At 71.0% G+C, this 17,064-nt stretch carries 17 protein-coding genes; 10 read left to right on the top strand and 7 right to left on the bottom strand.

From position 1 onward, the window contains the following. Positions 1-149: 149 nt before the first annotated feature. Together TR49_RS38465 and TR49_RS38460 are read right to left on the bottom strand one after the other, a co-directional pair. A complete protein-coding gene (locus TR49_RS38465) occupies positions 150-1,520 on the bottom strand; it encodes an aminotransferase family protein (protein ID WP_236653737.1) in 1,371 nt (456 codons plus the stop codon). A 208-nt stretch (positions 1,521-1,728) separates the two neighbouring features. Further along, the gene (locus tag TR49_RS38460; RefSeq protein WP_042390863.1) at positions 1,729-2,655 is read right to left on the bottom strand and encodes a LysR family transcriptional regulator; all 927 of its coding nucleotides are present in this window, start codon (positions 2,653-2,655) and stop codon (positions 1,729-1,731) included. Positions 2,656-2,810: 155 nt separating this feature from the next. Between TR49_RS38460 and TR49_RS38455 the strand changes: the two genes are divergently transcribed. The 3 genes from TR49_RS38455 to TR49_RS38445 are packed head-to-tail and all read left to right on the top strand — an operon-like array spanning position 2,811 to position 5,124. Continuing rightward, on the top strand, positions 2,811-3,284 hold the full coding sequence (locus TR49_RS38455; RefSeq protein WP_042390862.1) for a RidA family protein: 474 nt from the start codon (positions 2,811-2,813) through the stop codon (positions 3,282-3,284). Continuing rightward, a complete protein-coding gene (locus tag TR49_RS38450; protein ID WP_042390860.1) occupies positions 3,281-3,961 on the top strand; it encodes a DUF1028 domain-containing protein in 681 nt (226 codons plus the stop codon). Before TR49_RS38455 ends, TR49_RS38450 begins: the two co-directional genes overlap by 4 nt. Further along, the gene (locus TR49_RS38445; protein ID WP_042390858.1) at positions 3,958-5,124 is read left to right on the top strand and encodes a M20 family metallopeptidase; all 1,167 of its coding nucleotides are present in this window, start codon (positions 3,958-3,960) and stop codon (positions 5,122-5,124) included. Before TR49_RS38450 ends, TR49_RS38445 begins: the two co-directional genes overlap by 4 nt. Before the next feature lie 20 nt (positions 5,125-5,144). Here TR49_RS38445 and TR49_RS38440 read toward each other — a convergent pair whose 3' ends face one another. Then, positions 5,145-5,750, bottom strand: coding sequence for a TetR/AcrR family transcriptional regulator (locus TR49_RS38440; RefSeq protein ID WP_042390856.1), 606 nt, complete (start codon positions 5,748-5,750; stop codon positions 5,145-5,147). Positions 5,751-5,923: 173 nt separating this feature from the next. Between TR49_RS38440 and TR49_RS38435 the strand changes: the two genes are divergently transcribed. The 4 genes from TR49_RS38435 (at position 5,924) to TR49_RS46940 (ending at position 10,884) form a co-directional block, all read left to right on the top strand. Further along, on the top strand, positions 5,924-7,459 hold the full coding sequence (locus TR49_RS38435; protein WP_042390854.1) for an aldehyde dehydrogenase: 1,536 nt from the start codon (positions 5,924-5,926) through the stop codon (positions 7,457-7,459). A 100-nt stretch (positions 7,460-7,559) separates the two neighbouring features. After that, on the top strand, positions 7,560-9,107 hold the full coding sequence (locus TR49_RS38430; protein ID WP_236653736.1) for an APC family permease: 1,548 nt from the start codon (positions 7,560-7,562) through the stop codon (positions 9,105-9,107). After that, the gene (locus TR49_RS38425; protein ID WP_042390852.1) at positions 9,104-10,531 is read left to right on the top strand and encodes an aspartate ammonia-lyase; all 1,428 of its coding nucleotides are present in this window, start codon (positions 9,104-9,106) and stop codon (positions 10,529-10,531) included. Before TR49_RS38430 ends, TR49_RS38425 begins: the two co-directional genes overlap by 4 nt. Before the next feature lie 221 nt (positions 10,532-10,752). Continuing rightward, positions 10,753-10,884, top strand: coding sequence for a hypothetical protein (locus TR49_RS46940; RefSeq protein ID WP_369405371.1), 132 nt, complete (start codon positions 10,753-10,755; stop codon positions 10,882-10,884). Between the two features lie 267 nt (positions 10,885-11,151). Here TR49_RS46940 and TR49_RS38420 read toward each other — a convergent pair whose 3' ends face one another. Continuing rightward, entirely contained in the window at positions 11,152-12,438 is a 1,287-nt protein-coding gene (locus TR49_RS38420) for a flavin-containing monooxygenase (protein WP_042390850.1), read from the bottom strand. A 488-nt stretch (positions 12,439-12,926) separates the two neighbouring features. Between TR49_RS38420 and TR49_RS38415 the strand changes: the two genes are divergently transcribed. The 3 genes from TR49_RS38415 to TR49_RS38405 all read left to right on the top strand — a co-directional run bounded on the left by TR49_RS38415 (position 12,927) and on the right by TR49_RS38405 (position 14,598). Next, positions 12,927-13,379, top strand: a complete 453-nt coding sequence (locus TR49_RS38415; protein WP_152627696.1) for a CBS domain-containing protein — start codon at positions 12,927-12,929, stop codon at positions 13,377-13,379. Between the two features lie 489 nt (positions 13,380-13,868). Then, positions 13,869-14,303 carry a DUF6325 family protein gene (locus tag TR49_RS38410; RefSeq protein WP_042390846.1) on the top strand — a complete coding sequence of 145 codons (435 nt, stop codon included), beginning with the start codon at positions 13,869-13,871 and terminating at the stop codon, positions 14,301-14,303. A gap of 28 nt (positions 14,304-14,331) precedes the next feature. After that, the gene (locus TR49_RS38405; RefSeq protein WP_042390844.1) at positions 14,332-14,598 is read left to right on the top strand and encodes an SHOCT domain-containing protein; all 267 of its coding nucleotides are present in this window, start codon (positions 14,332-14,334) and stop codon (positions 14,596-14,598) included. A gap of 173 nt (positions 14,599-14,771) precedes the next feature. Here TR49_RS38405 and TR49_RS38400 read toward each other — a convergent pair whose 3' ends face one another. From TR49_RS38400 to TR49_RS38390, 3 genes are all read right to left on the bottom strand, one after another. Next, positions 14,772-15,149 (bottom strand): cupin domain-containing protein, encoded by a 378-nt coding sequence (locus tag TR49_RS38400; RefSeq protein WP_042390842.1) that lies wholly within the window; start codon positions 15,147-15,149, stop codon positions 14,772-14,774. A gap of 211 nt (positions 15,150-15,360) precedes the next feature. Continuing rightward, positions 15,361-15,939, bottom strand: coding sequence for a hypothetical protein (locus TR49_RS38395; RefSeq protein ID WP_236653735.1), 579 nt, complete (start codon positions 15,937-15,939; stop codon positions 15,361-15,363). A 332-nt stretch (positions 15,940-16,271) separates the two neighbouring features. Then, on the bottom strand, positions 16,272-16,919 hold the full coding sequence (locus TR49_RS38390) for an RNA polymerase sigma factor (protein WP_042390841.1): 648 nt from the start codon (positions 16,917-16,919) through the stop codon (positions 16,272-16,274). Positions 16,920-17,064 lie beyond the last annotated feature (145 nt).

Below are 17,064 nucleotides of genomic sequence, written 5' to 3'. Positions count from 1 at the left end.
CGACCTCGCAGGTGATGCGGCATCAGGCCGTGCCCGATGCGGGGGAAAGCGGGTGGCGCCAGGGTGGAAGCTGATCGGCCACCCGTACAGGATTCGGCCTGATGGGCCGATGTGGACGGGCCGGTGGACTCCGGCCCGTCCACGGTGCGTCAGCCGCGCAGCGCGCCGTCCGGCCCGACGCGCTCCAGGACCTGGCGCATGGCGTCGACCGCCTCCTTGGCCTCGGCCTCGGTCATGATCAGGGCGGGGGAGAGGACCAGGGAGTGGGCGCAGTCGCGGACGATGACGCCGGTTTCGCGGCGGATCACGTCCGGCAGCAGCGGCTGGAGCATCGGCAGCGGCTCGCGGGTGGTGCGGTCGGCGACCAGTTCGACGGCGAGCATCATGCCGACGGAGCGGATCTCGCCGACCACGGGCAGGTCGCCGAGCTGTGCTTCCAGCTCGCGGTGCAGGAAGCCGCCGATCTCGGTGGCGCGGGCGAGCAGGCCCTCGCGCTCGATGATGTCCAGGTTCTCCAACGCCACCGCGCAGGCGACCGGGTGGCCGTTGTAGGTGTAGCCCATCGGGAAGCCGTGGTCGCGCAGGAGGACCTCGGCGACGTGGTCGCCGACGAGCAGCGCGCCGAGCGGGATGTAGCCGGAGGTGATGCCCTTGGCGGTGACGATGATGTCCGGGCGGACGCCGAAGTGCTGCGCGGCGAACCAACTGCCGGTCCGGCCGTAGGCGGTGACGACCTCGTCGAGGATCAGCAGGATGCCGTGGCGGTCCAGCACCTCGCGCACGCGCGGCCAGTAGTCGGCCGGCGGGACCAGCATGCCGCCGACGCCCATGATCGGCTCGCCGAGCATGGCGGCGATGTTGCCGGGGCCGATCTCGGCGATCCGCTGCTCCAACTCGGCGATGAGGAAGTCGGTGACCTGCTCCGGCGTCTCGGCCTGGCCGCCGTAGAGCTCGCTGCGGTACGGCCACGGCGGGGTCAGGTGGGAGACGTGCGGCATCATCGGGGCGAAGCCCTCGTGGTAGACCGGGAAGCCGGTCGCCGAGCCGCCGCCGTAGCCGATGCCGTGGTACGCCTTGTTCCTGGCCAGGATCCAGGTGCGGGAGGACTCGCCGCGCCGGTGGTGGTAGTAGCGGGCCATCTTGATCGCGGCCTCGTTGCCCTCCGAGCCGCCGGAGGTGAAGTAGACGTGGCCAAGGCCTTCGGGCGCGATCGAGGTGAGCTTGGTGGCCAGCTCGATGGCGCGGTCGTTGGAGAACTCCCAGAAGCTGGTGAAGTACTCCAGCTTCGACATCTGCTCGTAGGCGGCGCGGGCCACCTCCTCGCGGCCGTGGCCGATCTGCGCGAGCCAGAGGCCGCCGGTGGCGTCCAGGTAGGAGCGGCCCTCGGCGTCGGTCAGCCGCAGGCCTGAGCCTTCGGTCATCACGACGCGCTCGTCGACGGAGCCGGGCAGGTAGGGGTGGATGATCCGGGCCCGGTCGGCGGCCTTCAGCTCGTCGGGGGTCATCGGGTTGCGGCTCAAGGTGGGGGTCCCTTCTGGGCGGGTGCCTGATGCGTGAGGGCGCCGTGCGCGGCCGCCGCCGCGGCAGTGCCCGGTCACGGGTCGGCGACCCGGGCTAGTTCTTTGAATAGTGATTCAAACAATGCCTTTCGCCATAGTCAAGAGCTCATGGGTAGTCGCTGGAGAAACTTGAACAGGAGATCGATGAACCACTCCGGTGGGCGCGGAGCTACGCGCCCAGGAGCGGGGCCGCGGCCAGGAGCTCGTGGGCGAGGTCCATGACGGCGGTGGCGCGGGCGGTCTGGCGGACTCCGTCCATGCGGGCCAGCACCAGGTCGAGCGGCGGGTGTTCGTTGGTGAGGGCGAGGGTGGTGACGCGTGCGCCGCTGTAGGTGTGGTCGGTCGCCGGGCGCTGGTGCAGGACGGAGAAGCCGTGGCCGAGGGCGACCAGGGAGCGGACCGCCTCGTAGTTGTGGGAGCGGTGGCGCACCACGGGGGTGATCCCGGTGGCGGCGACCAGCGAGAAGAAGTAGTCGCGGCTGTGCGGCAGGTCGAGCAGGACGAACGGCTCGTCGGCGAGCTCCGCCAGGTCGATCGAGCCGCGTGCGGCCAGCGGGTGGTCCGCGGGGACCAGCGCGTGCGCGGGCAGCGAGGCGACGGTCTCGCGCGCGATGCCGGTGCCGAGGCCGAGGTCGTACGTGATGGCGAAGTCGATCCGGCCGGTGCGCAGGGCGCGGTCGAGCTCGTCCGCCTCGCCCTCCAGGACGTCGACCTGGAGCTGCGGGTGGCGCTCGGCCGCCGCGACCAGCAGTCTCGGGAGGACGAAGGGGGCGAGGGTGACGAAGCAGCCGATGTGGACCGGTCCGCTCAGACCTCCTGCGGTGCCGCGTGCCTCGGCGGACAGGTCGAGGGCGTGGGTGAGGAGTTCGCGGGCCTGCAGCAGCAGGCGCTCGCCGGCGGGAGTGGCGACCAGGCCCTTGCCCTTGCGGCGGATGAAGAGCTGGACGCCGAGCTCGTGTTCCAGGTTGGAGACGGCGGTGGAGACGGCCGACTGGGCGATGAGCAGCCGCTCGGCGGCGGCGGTCATGCTCCCTGCTTCGGCGGCCACGACGAAGTACCGCAGCTGGGTCAAGGTGAAGCCGACCGCATCGGTCATGATGCCTGCCATCCTTCGTTCATCTGATTCAGAGATGGCACAACACTAAAAGATCTGCTTTACCCGCGGAAGCGGCGCTCCCATAGTGGTGGTGCGGCCCCTGGGGCCGCGATGTCCCAGCCCACCTGCCCCACCAGTTCCGGGAGAGGTCACTGATGGTCCACCACCGCCTGCGCCGCTTCAACACGGCCGCCACTTATCCCGAGCAGAGCCTCGCGAACGATCTGGCCCAGGCCGTCGTCGCCGAGGGCACCGTCTACCTGCGCGGCCAGATCGGGCAGGACCTGGAGACCCGCGAGAGCGTCGGCGTCGGCGACGTCGAGGCGCAGGCGGAGCAGGCGATGTCCAACATCGCCATGCTGCTGGAGGAGTCCGGCAGCGCGCTGGACGAGATCACGAAGATCACCGTCTACCTGACCGACATCCGCTTCCGCGAGCCTGTCTACCGGGTGATGGGCCGCTGGCTCAAGGGCGTGCACTACGTGTCGACCGGCCTGGTGGTCTCCGCCCTGGCCCGACCGGAGTGGCTGGTGGAGATCGACGCCACCGCCGTCATTCCGGCCTCGCGCCGGGCCGAGGCGGCCGGGATCCGGCATGCGAAGGCGGCGGATCGCGGGGAGCTGCTGTGACCTTCTCCATCGCCGCCCGGTGCGCGCGTACCGGGCAGGTCGGGGTGGCGATCACCTCTTCCAGCCCGGCCGTCGCCTCCCGTTGTGCCCACGTCCGAGCGGGCGTGGGGGCCGCCTGTACGCAGAACGTCACCGATCCCCGGCTCGGCCCGTGGCTGCTGGACCTGATGGCGGCGGGGTCGAGCGCCCCGGATGCGGTCCGGCACACCGCCGAGACCGAGACGCTCATCGCCTGGCGCCAGTTGACGGCCGTCGGCACCGAGGGGAGTCCGAGCGCGTTCTCGGGCGAGCACGCGCTCGGGACCTACGCGCAGGCCATCGGCGCGGACTGCGTGGCCGCCGGCAACATGCTGCTGCACGAGGGGGTGCCGCAGGCCATGGTCGACACCTTCGCCGCTCGGGCCGAACTGCCGCTCGCTCAGCGGCTGGTGGACGCGCTGGCCGCCGGTTGGGCGGCGGGCGGCGAGGAGGGTCCGGTGCACTCGGCCGGCTTGCTGGTCGCTGACGCCGTGCCGTGGCCGGTCGTCGACCTGCGGGTCGACTGGACCGAGGGCGACCCCGTGGCCGAACTCGACGCACTGTGGCGTCGGTGGGAGCCGCAGCAGGACGACTACGTCCAGCGCGCCCTCGCCCCCGCGCTCGCGCCCGGCTACGGCGTCCCGGGAGACCTGCGATGACGCCGACACCCAGGACGCCACTGCAGGCCCCCGAGGCGGCCCGCGCGATGCTGGCCGAGTCGGTTCGGCGGACCTCCGAGCAGGTGGTCTCGCTCTCGCACCGCCTGCACGCCAGCCCGGAGACGGCGTGGGAGGAGGAGAAGGCGGCGCGCTGGACGGCCTCGCTCCTCGACGACTTCGGCTACGCCGTCACGCCCGGCGTCTGCGAGCTGCCGACGGCGTTCTCCGCGCGGATCGGCAGCGGCCCGCTGCACGTCGCGCTCTGCGCCGAGTACGACGCGCTGCCCGGTCTCGGTCACGCCTGTGGGCACAACATCATCGCCGCCTCCGCCGTCGGCGCGGCGGCCGCGCTGGCCCGGGTAGCCGACGACCTGGGGCTGACCGTCACCGTGCTCGGCACCCCGGCCGAGGAGGGCGGCGGCGGCAAGATCCTGATGCTGGAGCGCGGTGCCTTCGAGGGCGTCGACGTGGCGATGATGGTCCACCCCGGCCCCGTGGATGTCGCCGAGGCCGAGCCCTTCGCCGTCGCCCACCTGAACGTCCAGTTCACCGGCCGGGCCGCCCACGCGGCCGCCTATCCCGAGCAGGGCCGCAACGCCGCCGACGCGTTCACCGTCGCCCAGGTCGGCATCGGCCTGCTGCGCCAGCAACTGCCGGCCACGACACGGGTGCACGGCCTGGTCACCCGTGGGGGAGAGGCGCCCAACGCCATCCCCGAACGGACGGAGGGCCGTTGGTATGTGCGCGCCTCCAGTCTGGAGGAACTGGAGCGGATCCAGCCCCGGGTTGAGGCCTGCTTCCGCGCGGGCGCGCTGGCCTCGGGTTGCGCGTTGGAGATCGAACCGGAGAGCCGACCGTACTCGGAGTTCCGCAACGACGCGGAACTGCTGGCGCTCTACCGGCGCAACGCGCTCGGTCTGGGTCGGCGCTTCGCCGCTCCTGACGATCCGTCGGCGCGGATGAACCGGGCCTCCACCGACATGGGCAACGTCTCCCGTGTCGTGCGCGCCCTGCATCCCTATATCGGTGTCGACTCGCTTCCGGCCCTGAACCACCAGCGCGAGTTCGCCGCGGCCTGTGCGGCCCCGGCGGCGGACGCCGCCCTGCTGGACGGAGCCCTCGCGCTGGCGCTGACGGCGGCGGACCTGAGCGCCTGCGGCTGAGCCCCGGCTCGGACGGCGACCTACAGCTCCGGGCAGCCGGTGACGGTGCGGGCGTGGGCGGTGAGCAGCGCGAGCGCGGTGTCACGGTCGACGGCGGGGTTGCGGGCGATGATGTGCAGGCCGTAGCCGTCCTCGATCGCGACCAGGTTGCGGGCCAGGTCGCCCGCCGGCACGGCGGCGAGCGTGAACGCGCCTGCCGCCGCGCCGACCTGCAGCAGCGTGGAGTAGAGCGCGACCTCGCGGGCGAACAGCGAGGCCATCAGGGTCGCGTGCGCGGCGCTGCGGTCGGCCAGGCTGTGCAGTTCGAACAGGAGGCGGTGCATCGCGTCGTCCGGGCCGGAAGGCAGGCCCGATGCGAGCGCGGCGCTCATCCGCGCCACCGGCTCCTCGGCCTCGTCGACGTGCCGCTGCCGCTCGGCCAGGTAGCTCTCGACCGCGTCCTGGTGGACGGCGAGGACGAGGTCGTCGAGCTCGGGGTAGTAGTACAGGACCGATCCCGCCGAGACGCCTGCCTCGGCGGCGATGTCCTTGATGCGCAGACCGGCCATGCCCCGGTCCGCGATGGCCCGTCCGGCGGCGTCGATCAACGCGCCGCGGCGGGCTTCCTGGTTCTTGGGTCGCGCCATGACCCTCATTCTCTGATGCGAACGGCAGATTTAACAATCCCCATCGGCTTCAGCCATTGACGTGGGCTTAACCCATTGTTTGAATCTCAACTCAAAGAACTCGGGCAGTGGCCCGGCCCGGCGGACGAGACCCCGGGTCGCCTGCCCTTCGAGGACTCCCGAGGATTCCCGCCATGAGCAACACCCCCGCAAGCCGTACCCCCGCAAGCCGCGTCCCCGCCTGCGCCGATGAGTGGCGGAGTCTGGCCGCCGCACTCACCCCGCAGACCCGCGCCTTCATCGACGGCGAACAGCGCGACGCCCTCTCCGGCGCCGTTTTCACCGACACCGACCCGGCCACCGGCAAGGCGCTCGCCGAGATCGCCGCCTGCGACGCGGCCGACGTCGACGACGCCGTCCGTTCGGCCCGCGCCGCCTTCGCCGACGGCCGCTGGTCCGGCCTCGCGCCGGAGGCGCGCAAGAAGCGCCTGCTGCGCCTGGCCGAGCTGATCGAGGAGCACGGCCCTGAGCTCGCCCTGTACGACTCGCTCGACATGGGCAAGCCCGTTGCCGAGGCCCTCGCCGTCGACGTGCCCGGCGCGGCCGGCTGCTTCGCCTGGCACGCCGAGGCCGCCGACAAGCTCTACGACGAGGTCGCCCCGGCCGCGCCCGGCAACCTGGCGCTGGTCCGCCGGGTGCCGCTCGGCGTCGTCGGCGCGGTTGTGCCGTGGAACTTCCCGCTCGACCTCGCCTCCTGGAAGCTCGCCCCGGCGCTCGCCGCCGGCAACAGCGTCGTGCTCAAGCCCGCCGAGCAGTCGCCGCAGTCCGCGCTGCTGCTGGCGCGGCTCGCGGTCGAGGCGGGCATCCCGGCAGGCGTGCTCAACGTCGTCCCCGGCCTCGGCGAGACCGCCGGACGCGCCCTCGGCCTGCACCAGGACGTCGACGTGCTGGCCTTCACCGGCTCCACCTCGGTCGGGCGGCTCTTCCTCTCCTATGCCGCGCAGTCGAACGGCAAGCAGGTCTGGCTGGAGGCGGGCGGCAAGAGCCCCAATCTCGTCTTCCCCGACGCCGATCTCGACGCCGCCGCCGAACGCGCCGCGTTCGGCTTCTGCTTCAACGCCGGCCAGGTCTGCTCCGCCAACACCCGGCTGCTCGTCCACGCCGACATCGCCGAGGAGTTCACCGCCCGCGTCGCCGAGCACGCCGCCGCCTACGTGCCCGGGGACCCGCTCGACCCGGCCACCCGCCTCGGCCCGCTGGTCGACGAGGCCCAGGCGCAGCGCCTGCTCGCCGCCGTCGACGCGGCCCGCGCGCAGGGCGGCCGCGTCGTCCACGGCGGCACCCGGCCCGAGCGCGGTGACCTGGCTCTGGGCGCCTACCTGCACCCGACGATCGTCACCGGCCTTTCCGAGGACGCGCCGCTCGCTCGCGAGGAGCTGTTCGGGCCGGTGCTGACGGTCCTTCCGTTCCGCGACGAGGCGGAGGCGGTGCGGATCGCCAACGACTCTCCCTACGGTCTGGCCGCCTCCGTCTGGACCCGCGACCTGGCCCGCGCCCACCGCGTCGCCGAGGCGCTCCACGCCGGGACCGTCTCGGTCAACACCGTCGACGCGCTCAGCCCGACCACGCCCTTCGGCGGCTTCAAGCAGTCCGGCTACGGGCGCGATCTCTCCCTGCACTCCTTCGACAAGTACACCGGCCTGAAGACGACCTGGATCTCCTACGCCTGAGCGCCCGGCCGCGCGCACCCACCCCCATCGCCGGGACGGCCACGTCTCTTCCCAAGCCTGCCGAACACCTCCTTCTCCCCCCACCCTCCGAGGAGTTCTCGTGTCCACCAGCCCCACACCGGACGGCCGGGCATTCGCCGAGCCCACCGACCCCACCGACAGAGAAGACTCCGTGCCGAACCTGCACCGCAGCCTCGGCCGCTTCGACATCATGGCTCTCGGCGTCGCCGCGGTGATCTCGGCCGACGTGATCGGGCAGATCGCCACCGGCGGTGGTGAGGCCGTCACCTGGACCGCGCTGCTGGCGGTCCTCTTCCTCGTGCCGTACGCCCTGCTCTTCGCCGAGACCGGTGCCGCGTTCCCGCAGGAGGGCGGCCCGTACGTGTGGGTCAAGCTCGCCTACGGCCGCACCGCCGCCGCGCTCACCACGCTCTTCTACTGGGTCACCAACCCGGTCTGGCTGGGCGGTTCACTGGTCTTCGCCGCCGCGGCCGCCTGGGACGGCCACGTCACGCACCTGGGCAGCGGCACTGTCGCCGACTACGTGTTCAAGCTGGTCTTCATCTGGGTCTCGATCCTGACCGCGGTGGTCTCGCTCAAGCGCGGCAAGTGGATCACCACGGTGGGCGCGATCGCCAAGGTCGCCGTGATGCTGACCGTCACCATCACCGCGCTGGTCTACGGCCTCCAGCACGGCTTCCACGGCCTCTCCGGTACCAGCTTCGCGCCCACGACCGGCGGGTTCCTCGCGCTGGTGCCGATCCTGCTCTTCGCCTACGTCGGCTTCGAGGCCCCCAACGCCGCCGGCGAGGAGATGCGCAACCCCAAGCGGGACGTGCCGATCTCCATCGGCGTCTCCGGCGCGGTCGCCACCTGCTGCTACCTGCTGCCTGTCTTCGCGATCCTCGCCGTCGTCCCGGCCAAGCAGATCACCGGCGTGGCCGGCTTCCTCGACGCCGCCTCCCTGGTCTTCGGCAGCTACGGCGCGGCCGGTCACGCCGTGTTGGCCGCGACAGCGGTGGTCTTCGTCTTCGTGCTGATGACCCAGGGCAGTGCCTGGATGATCGTCAGCGACCGGATGCAGGCCATGGCCGCCGCAGACGGCGGATTCTTCAGCCGGGCGCTCGGCGCGTTCCACCCGCGCCTGGGCACGCCGGTGCGGATGAACCTCGTCTCCGGCGTCACCGCGACCGTGTTCATGCTCGCCGCCACCCTGCTGGTCAACGGCACGGCTGCGGCCGACTTCAAGGTCGTTCTCACCGTCGCCGTCACCACACTGCTGCTGTCCTACCTCGCCGTCATCCCCGCGCTGGGCAGCCTGCGCAAGAACCACCCGGACGTACAGCGCCCGTACCGGGTGCCGTTCGGAGCCTGGGGCTTCCGGATCAGCCTCGGCCTCGTCTACGCCTTCATCGTGACGGGATCATGGATCGCCCTCTTCCCCGGCGTCCTGGAGAAGGTGCTCGGCGTGGACTACTCCTTCACTTCCACCTGGGGTGTGTCCCGCACGGTCTTCGAGGCCTTCACCCTGGGCACCGTGGCCGTCCTGCTCGCCGTCGGCGTCCTGGGCCGCTTCGTCGCCGCCCGCCTCGACCGCGGCGTCCCGCAGACCGCTGCGTCCGACATGCTTCCGGAGTTCCAGGCATGACCGGCCCACTCGCGGCTCCGCACCGCACCGAACACGACCTGCTCGGCGACCGCGAGGTCCCAGCCGGGGCTTACTACGGCGTCCACACCTTGCGCGCGGTGGAGAACTTCCCGATCACCGGCATTCCCATCAGCGCCCACCCCGACCTGGTCGTCGCTCTCGCCTGCGTCAAACAGGCGGCGGCGCAGGCGAACCGGGAGCTCGGCCTCCTCGACGAGCACCGCGCCGACGCCATCGTGCGCGCGTGTCAGGAGATCCGCGCCGGGCGGTTGCACGACGAGTTCGTCGTCGACGTCGTCCAGGGCGGCGCCGGCACCTCCACCAACATGAACGCCAACGAGGTCATCGCCAATCGGGCGCTGGAGCTCCTTGGCCACTCCCGCGGTGACTACGACGAGCTTCACCCGCTGGAGCACGTCAACCTCAGCCAGAGCACCAACGACGCGTACCCCACAGCGGTCCGTATCGCCCTGCAGACGGCCGCGCGGCAGCTGGGCACGACGTTGACCGTGCTGGCGGACGCGTTCTCGGCCAAGGCCGCCGAGTTCGCGCCAGTGGTGAAGATGGGCCGCACCCAGCTCCAGGACGCCGTCCCCATGACGCTGGGCCAGGAGTTCGGCGCCTTCGCCGTCACCATCCGCGAGGACGTCGAGCGCCTCACCGAGGCGTCCCGGCTGCTGCTGGAGATCAACCTCGGCGGCACCGCCATCGGCACCGGCCTGAACGCCCCCGCCCGCTACGCCGGGACCGCCTGCGCCCACCTTTGCGAGCTGACGAACCTGCCCGTCACCACCGCGGTCGACCTGGTCGAAGCCACCTGGGACGTCGGAGCGTTCGTGCAGCTCTCCGGCGTCCTGAAGCGGATCGCGGTGAAGCTCTCCAAGATCTGCAACGACCTGCGGCTGCTCTCCTCCGGGCCGCGCACCGGCCTCGGCGAGATCAACCTCCCTGCCGTCCAGGCGGGTTCGAGCATCATGCCCGGCAAGGTCAATCCGGTGATCCCGGAGGCGGTCAACCAGGTCGCCTTCCGCGTCATCGGCCACGACGCCACCGTCACCCTGGCGGCGGAAGGCGGTCAACTGCAGCTCAACGCCTTCGAGCCGGTCATCGCCCACAGCCTGCTGGACTCCCTCGCCATGCTGACCAGCGCCTGCCGGACACTGACCGAACGCTGCGTCAGCGGCATCACCGCCAACGTGGAGCACCTGCGCGACAACGTCGACCACTCGATCGGCACGGTCACCGCCCTCAACCCCTTCATCGGCTACACCGCCGCCACCGGTGTCGCCGCCGAGGCCCTCGCCACCGGGCGCAGCGTCCGCGACCTCGTCCTCGAACGCGGCCTGCTGACGGAGGACCAGCTCGACCAGCTGCTCCGTCCGGAGAACCTGGCTTTCACGACGAACCCGGCCTCGCCAGGATGACCGGAACTCCCATCGGCACCAGCGAGGATCTCTGACGCACAAACCGGTTCTGCCCTGGATGACATGTCATCCAGGGCAGAACCGGTTTGTGCGGGCGGCGACGTACGGGCCATGCTCGACGTGCTGCGGCGGGCAGAGGCGGACACGTGGCTCGGCGGCGGCCCGGGGCATCGACGCCCACGTCGGCGAGCAGACCTGCCCGGCACAGCGACCCGGACCTGATGCACCAGAACAACCAGGAGCCAGAGGCGGTCGCGGCCCTCTCCTTCGACCAGAGCTACGAACCGGCGGATCGCGACCGTCACGACGTGGCGCAGCTCCGACAGGCCTTCGGCATCGCCACTCCCTTCTGACCCGCTCTCCAGGGCACCCGAGCCCAACTGCAGTCCGAGCACCGGTTCGCCGTCCGCCGAGGCGCGAACGGGTGGGCAGCGGATGGCCGAGCAGTTCGCAGCCGCAAACGGCGCCGGCCGAGCTGGCGACCACGCGGATCGCAGGCTGTGCGGTGCGCGCGACGAGGCCGATGGAGAAGAGGCGAACCTTCTTCTCCACCGGCCTCGTCGTGTTGCCCGCCCGGTCGGCGCTTCAGTCAGCGCGACCTGCCGGCCCGCAGCCGAGGGTCAGCCCTGTCGTGCGGCTGAACCGGCGCCAGGCCGGTCGATGCCGCCGTTGACGAGGTAGCCCCGCTGAGTGGCGATGTGGTCGGCGACGTAGCGGGCGTCGTGCCAAACGCCCCAGATGAAGCTGGAGCCGCGGCGTGACTGCCAGGGCAGGCCGAGGAAGTAGACGCCGGGCTCGGAGGAGATGCCGCGGCGTTGGATCGGGCGACCCTTCTCGTCGAAGGTGTCGACGTCGAGCCAGCTGTAGTCGGTCGCGTAGCCGGTCGCCCAGACGATCGAGGTGACACCGGCCTCGGCCAGATCGAGTTCCAGACGGGGGTCGGTCACGCAGGACGGGTCCGCGCCGAGGAGGTGCGCCTCGGGTTCCACCGGGAGGTCGAGCCCGTTGCGCGCGACGTACTCGTCGGCCGCGCGCAGCAGTTCGAGGTACTGGGCGTCGCCGGCGGCGATGTTCGCGGCGAGGTCCGGCGCGAAATGCAGGACGCCGTCGGCGTAGGAGGCGGTCATGCCGACCAGCTCGATGCCGGTGGCGGCCAGGGCGCGGAAGTCCACGGTGTGGCCGCCGCGGGCACCGCTGACCGCGATGGTGACGTGCTCGGCGCCCTGGGGCGGCGTCTGCGCGTCCCAGAGCCCGAGCACGCCGAGCCACCAGCAGAAGTCCCGGCCGCGGTACTGGCGCGGCGGGCGGTCGTGCGGCCCGACGGAGAGGAAGACCTGGCGGCCCGAGCGGCGCAGCTCGTCGGCGATCTGTACGCCCGAGGAGCCCGCCCCGACCACCAGAACCGCGCCCTCGGGCAGTTGCTCGGGCTTGTGGTAGGCGTTGGAGTGGATCTGCACCGGGACGGCACCGTCCGGGACGATCGGCGGGAACACGGGCCGCTGGAACGGCCCCGTCGCGGCCACGACGTAACGCGCGTCGATGTCGCCCTGCGAGGTCTCGACCCGGAAGCCGGGGTGACCGTCGTGCCTGCGCACGGAGGTCACCTCGACACCACAGCGGACCGGCGCGCCGATCTTCTCGGCGTACGCGACGAAGTAGTCGGCGACCTTCTCCTTCGGCGCGAAGGCGTCATGGGCGACATCGGGGAACTCCATCCCGGGGAAGCGGTCGTGCCACGCAGGCCCGTTCGCGACCAGGGAGTCCCAGCGCGCCGTGCGCCACCGCTCGGCGATCCGGTCCCGCTCGACGACGATGTGCGGGATGCCGTGAGCACCCAGATGCTCGCTCATCGCCACGCCCGCCTGGCCCGCCCCGACGACGACGACGTCGGTCTCTTCAATCGGCATGGAAAACCTCCACTCAGGCGGTAGTCCCTCTGGTGTCGCGTCGACCGTGCTACCGCAGGAGAAATCCTCTGACGCCCCTTTGATTCTGTCCAATAGACGTTTCTGTTGTGCGTCATCTGATTCATAGATGAACCAAGCCATGGCTGGGCGGCCAGCCAGAGCGGCGTCCTGGTCGACGACCACGGCGACCGCCCAGCGACGGCGCAGATCGCCAGCCGCGCTCGGGCGAGTGCGCAGGCGGCTATGAACATCAGCCTGGACGCCGCCCCGGACGCCGTCGGTCGGTCGACCCCGGCGGCGTCCGGTCCCCAGCGGTGACCCGGGCGACGTGTGTTTACAATCTGTCGAAGCGGTTGCAGACGCGGCCCCGGTGCTTCGGCTCCGCCGGAGTTCGGGCAGCATGAACCCATGTCGCCGTCTGGGTGCATCCCCCACTTGACGCGCCCGCCCCGGGCGAGACCTGCCGTCCGAAAGTGGAGCCGTGCGTGATGAGTCTTGAGACGGACGCCCCCGTGGTCGGCTCCATGCACACCTTCCCCAAGACTTCCCCGGTGTCGACGACGGTGGGCCAGGCCCGAGAGTTCTTCGGCAACGACAAGGTGCACGCCCTCCTGGTGGTGAGCCACGGCGTCCTGGTCGCGGTCGTGGAGCGCCCGGACCTCGTCGGACGAAGCGACCATGAGCCGGTTGCTTCCGCGGGACGGCTGGGCGACCGGGTGGTCGCACCGTCCGACAGCCTGCGCGAGACGTGGGACGCCATGGCCGCGGCGGGGCGACGTCGGGTGGCCGTCGTCACCGAGGAGGGACGGCTGGTCGGCCTGCTGTGTCTGAAGCGGTCAGGCCGTGGATTCTGCTCGGACGCCGGCATCGGTGCGCGCGCAGAGGAACATGCGGCCAGGGCGGAAGCGCGCTGGGGAACAACGAGGGGGACGAGGGAGTAGCCGTCCATCGCTGCTTCTCCGCCGTACCTGGGCCTGCAGCCCTGCTCACAGCGCGGACCGACACCCGCGCCACTTCTCGGTGAGCGCGTGGGGCCGAAATCGGGCCGGGCGCTCGGCTCGGCGGCGCCCGGTCTGCCCGTGGCCGGACCGGGTGAGGGTCTCCCTGCCCGGACAGAGTCCCGCTCTGGCCCCGGGACCGGCGGAGCACCGGCACGCTCGCGCGAGTGCCCGATGGTGGGGCGTCCGTGCACGGTCGCGTCGATCCGCCGCCGCGACTGCACCTGTCGGGCGGACTTCGCGCTCGTGCGGTCCGGCGCCCGCAGCACTCCGCGAGCGGCAGGTGTCCTTCGCTGTGATGATGGAAGCACCCCGTACGAAGGGACGGTTGGGCTCGGCTGACACCCGGCCGACCGTGGTGCGGGAGAGGACAGCTCCTAGGCGGGACTCGTACGGCGTCCGAATCCCCGCGCGGAAGCTTGGAGGCGCCGCATGAACGAGGAGACGCTCGGACTTGTCGACTACCTGGCCGTGGAGTTTCCGGCGGGACGCATGACAGGAGAGGGGTTCGACCTGCTGGCGGAGTTGGTCCGAGGTGGCACGCTGCGGGTGCTCGATCTGGAGTTCGTGGCGAAGGGCCCCGACGGAACGGTCCGCAAGGTGCTGCTCGGTGAGGTCGAGCACGGTTCGGACATCGACGTCACGCGGTGGCAGGGGCTGTCTTCCGGGCTGCTCGACCAGGAAGACGTCATGGAAGTCGGCGCCAGCCTCGAAGCGGGGAGCCTTGCGGGCATCCTCGTCTACGAGAACCTCTGGTCGGTCGCCCTCCTGGACGCGATGGACCGGAACGGGGCGCGCCTCATCGGCCAGGGCCGCATCGTTCCGCAAGACCTGCTCGACCAGCTGAACACCACCGAATCCAGCTGAAACGATCTTCGAAGCCGGGGCGGCTGCCATGGGATTGATCAAGACTGCGGTGAAGACCGCCGTAGCGGTGAAGACCGCCCACGTCGTGCACGAACGCATCCAGCGGCGCCAGCAGACGGAGTGGAGTCCTGCGGACGGCGCGGAGCCGTCCCCGCCACCGCAGGCGTCCGCCGGGGCGGACGCCCCCGCCCCCGACCGGCTGAGCCAACTCGAACGGTTGGCGAACCTCCGCTCGGCAGGCGCTCTCTCCGACGCGGAGTTCGAGCTGGAGAAAGCGCGCATCCTCCAGGGCTGACGCGGTGACGCCCCCCGCCACGTCGAAGATGACGACCTGCGCTGCGGGGACACGTCGCGACGGCGCCGGGCGACGCTTTGGGGCCGTGAACCTCTGGAGGACGGCTGCGTGAGTACCGCCATCCCGGCCGACCAGTCCGGGATGACTTGTCGGCACCCGCAGTGGCCGGTTTCTCAGCCGCCTTGCTGCTGGCCCATCCACTCCGCGATGGCCCGTTCAAGCTCGGCGAGCTGTTCGGTCGGGCTGAATTGCAGGAGTTCGGTGCCGGCATCGACGTAGGGGCGGTGGCCGGGCGGTGTGTAGAACGCATCGCCGGTCTCGTAGACCTCTTCATGGTTGTCGAAGACGAAACGCAGGCGTCCGCTGATGACGTAGCCCCAGTGAGGACAGGGGCACTGGCTGCCAGGCAGGGCCTTGAGCGGGCCGTCGAGGTCGGCGTCCGCCGCGAAGGACACGAACTCGACCGTGTAGCCGTCCATGTCCTCACGCCGGTCGGTCACCGGACCGAACTCCTGGACCCGTGAGGCGGTGAGCTTGGAGATCTTGGGCATAGTTGAGATGAGACCACCGCTCGAGCGCTACGGCCCGCTGGAAGGGCCTTCGGGGTGAAACGAGCTCCGGGCCAGGGGCCAGGGGCGGAGTCGGTTCTCCGGCACTGGGCCAGACGGGCCGCCGATCATCGTTACACCCTTCGCGCCACGTCACTCGAGCGGCGCCCCGAACCCCGCAAGGACGCATCGTGCGTGCGCCTGTGACTGGGGGTCAGCCGTTGAACTGCGGGTCCTTCTGCTGGTCGTAGAGCTCATTGCCAGCTGCGTTGTAGGCGTGGACGTACGCGGTCGGCGTCGCGAAGTACGGGTTGGTGGCAGACGTAGGGGTGGAGAAGACCGCCGTGTAGAAGAAAGCGCCGCCTGCCATGGCAGCCGGGTACTGCGTCGGGTCGTCGCCGTAGCTGATGGTGATCTTGGCGATGTCCGATGTGTAGTGCCCGGCGCCGAGGGAGAGGTACCGCCCCTGGCCGGCCGGCCCGCCGATGGAGTCGAAGTACTCGACGAGACGACCGGCGCCCCACAGGCGGTTGTTGATGAAGGTCGGCGGCACGTCCTGGCTGGTGCCCCGGTTGCCCTTGGTCTCGCACTGCACGTACTGCCCGCCGGGGTCGACGGCGATGACCGCCCCGTCCCAGTCCTGCGAGGCGGCAGGGGTGCGCACAGCGATCACGGCTCGGTACGCCGACGCGTCCGGCCCGAGGCAGGAGGCCAGGATCTCGGCGACCGCCCCGGCGTCGATCGGGGTCGTGGCCGTGCTGATGACCGTGAACGCCCCGGGGGCGGAGGGCACGCGGGTCGAGGGCGGCGCCGAGCCGCTCCCGGCCGAGGGGGAGGACCGGCCTGGGCCCGGACGAGGTGAGAGGGCAGTGCCCGCCGGGTTTCCGCCTGCGAGCGTGGGGGAGCCCAGGGCAGGCTTCGCCGCCCCCTCCCCGCCCAGGAGGGCCACGGCCGCGACACTCACTGCTGCGACGCCGGCGGCGACGCCCAACGGCAGTCCCCATCTGCGCGGCAGCGAAGCGTGCTTCTCCTCGGGATCGATCCTCATCAGGAGGCTCTGCCGGATCCGCCGGTGGTCCGGCAGGTCACGATCGGGGGGAGGCGCGGGAATACCCTGCGTGTTCTTCATCGTGAGACCTCCTCAGCGGTGACGGGATTGTTTGGACTGGCCGACATCGGCCAGGTGGGTCCGTCGGCGAGATCGGCCCCGAGCCTGCGTCGTGCCCGGTGCAGTCTGGACTTCACAGTTCCGACCGCCACCCCGAGCGCCACTGCGGCCGCCTGCTGATCCAGGCCCGTCCACATGCACAGTTCGACGACCTCGCGTTCGTGGCGCGGGAGCCGGGCCAGCGCCCGGTGTATCTCCGACATCCGACTTGCGTCGTCGACCTGGCCGGCGACGCGGTCCGCGTGGTCGTCGACCGGTTCGTCGTGCGAGACGAGCCGGTGGAACAGCGCCTCGGCCCGCCGCAGCCGCCGCCTGGTGTTCGACAGCAGGCGGTCGGCGATGCCGAGCAGCCACGGCAGGGCCGAGTCGCGATCCAGCACGGTCTCCGAGCGCCGACGCCAGGCATGAAGGAAGACCGTCGATGTGAGGTCCTCGGCCTCGGCCCAGTCGGCCGTTCTCCGGAACAGGTGGTTGTAGACGGTCTTCGCATGGCGGTCGAAGATCCGGCCGAACGCCTCCCGGTCGCCGTCGACCGCCCGTGCCCACAACTCCCGGTCGGATGTCCCTCCCATGGGTGCCACCAGGCCTGCGTCGTTCGGTTCCATGCACTGTACGTGTCCGGCACCCGGCCAAAGGTTCCCGCGGAATCCGATTTTTTTGACGGTTGATTCGGTCACGATCCGGCACCTATGGTTCAGCGTCGAGCCGTCGTGCAGTCGATCGTCCGCGTGGACGTCCACGACGGTTTCC

It is taken from the genome of Streptacidiphilus melanogenes (assembly GCF_000787835.1).
In the GTDB taxonomy this organism is placed as follows: Bacteria; Actinomycetota; Actinomycetes; order Streptomycetales; family Streptomycetaceae; genus Streptacidiphilus; species Streptacidiphilus melanogenes.
The sequence above is the reverse complement of the archived record's forward strand: the minus strand, read 5'-3'. Positions and strand labels throughout refer to the sequence as shown.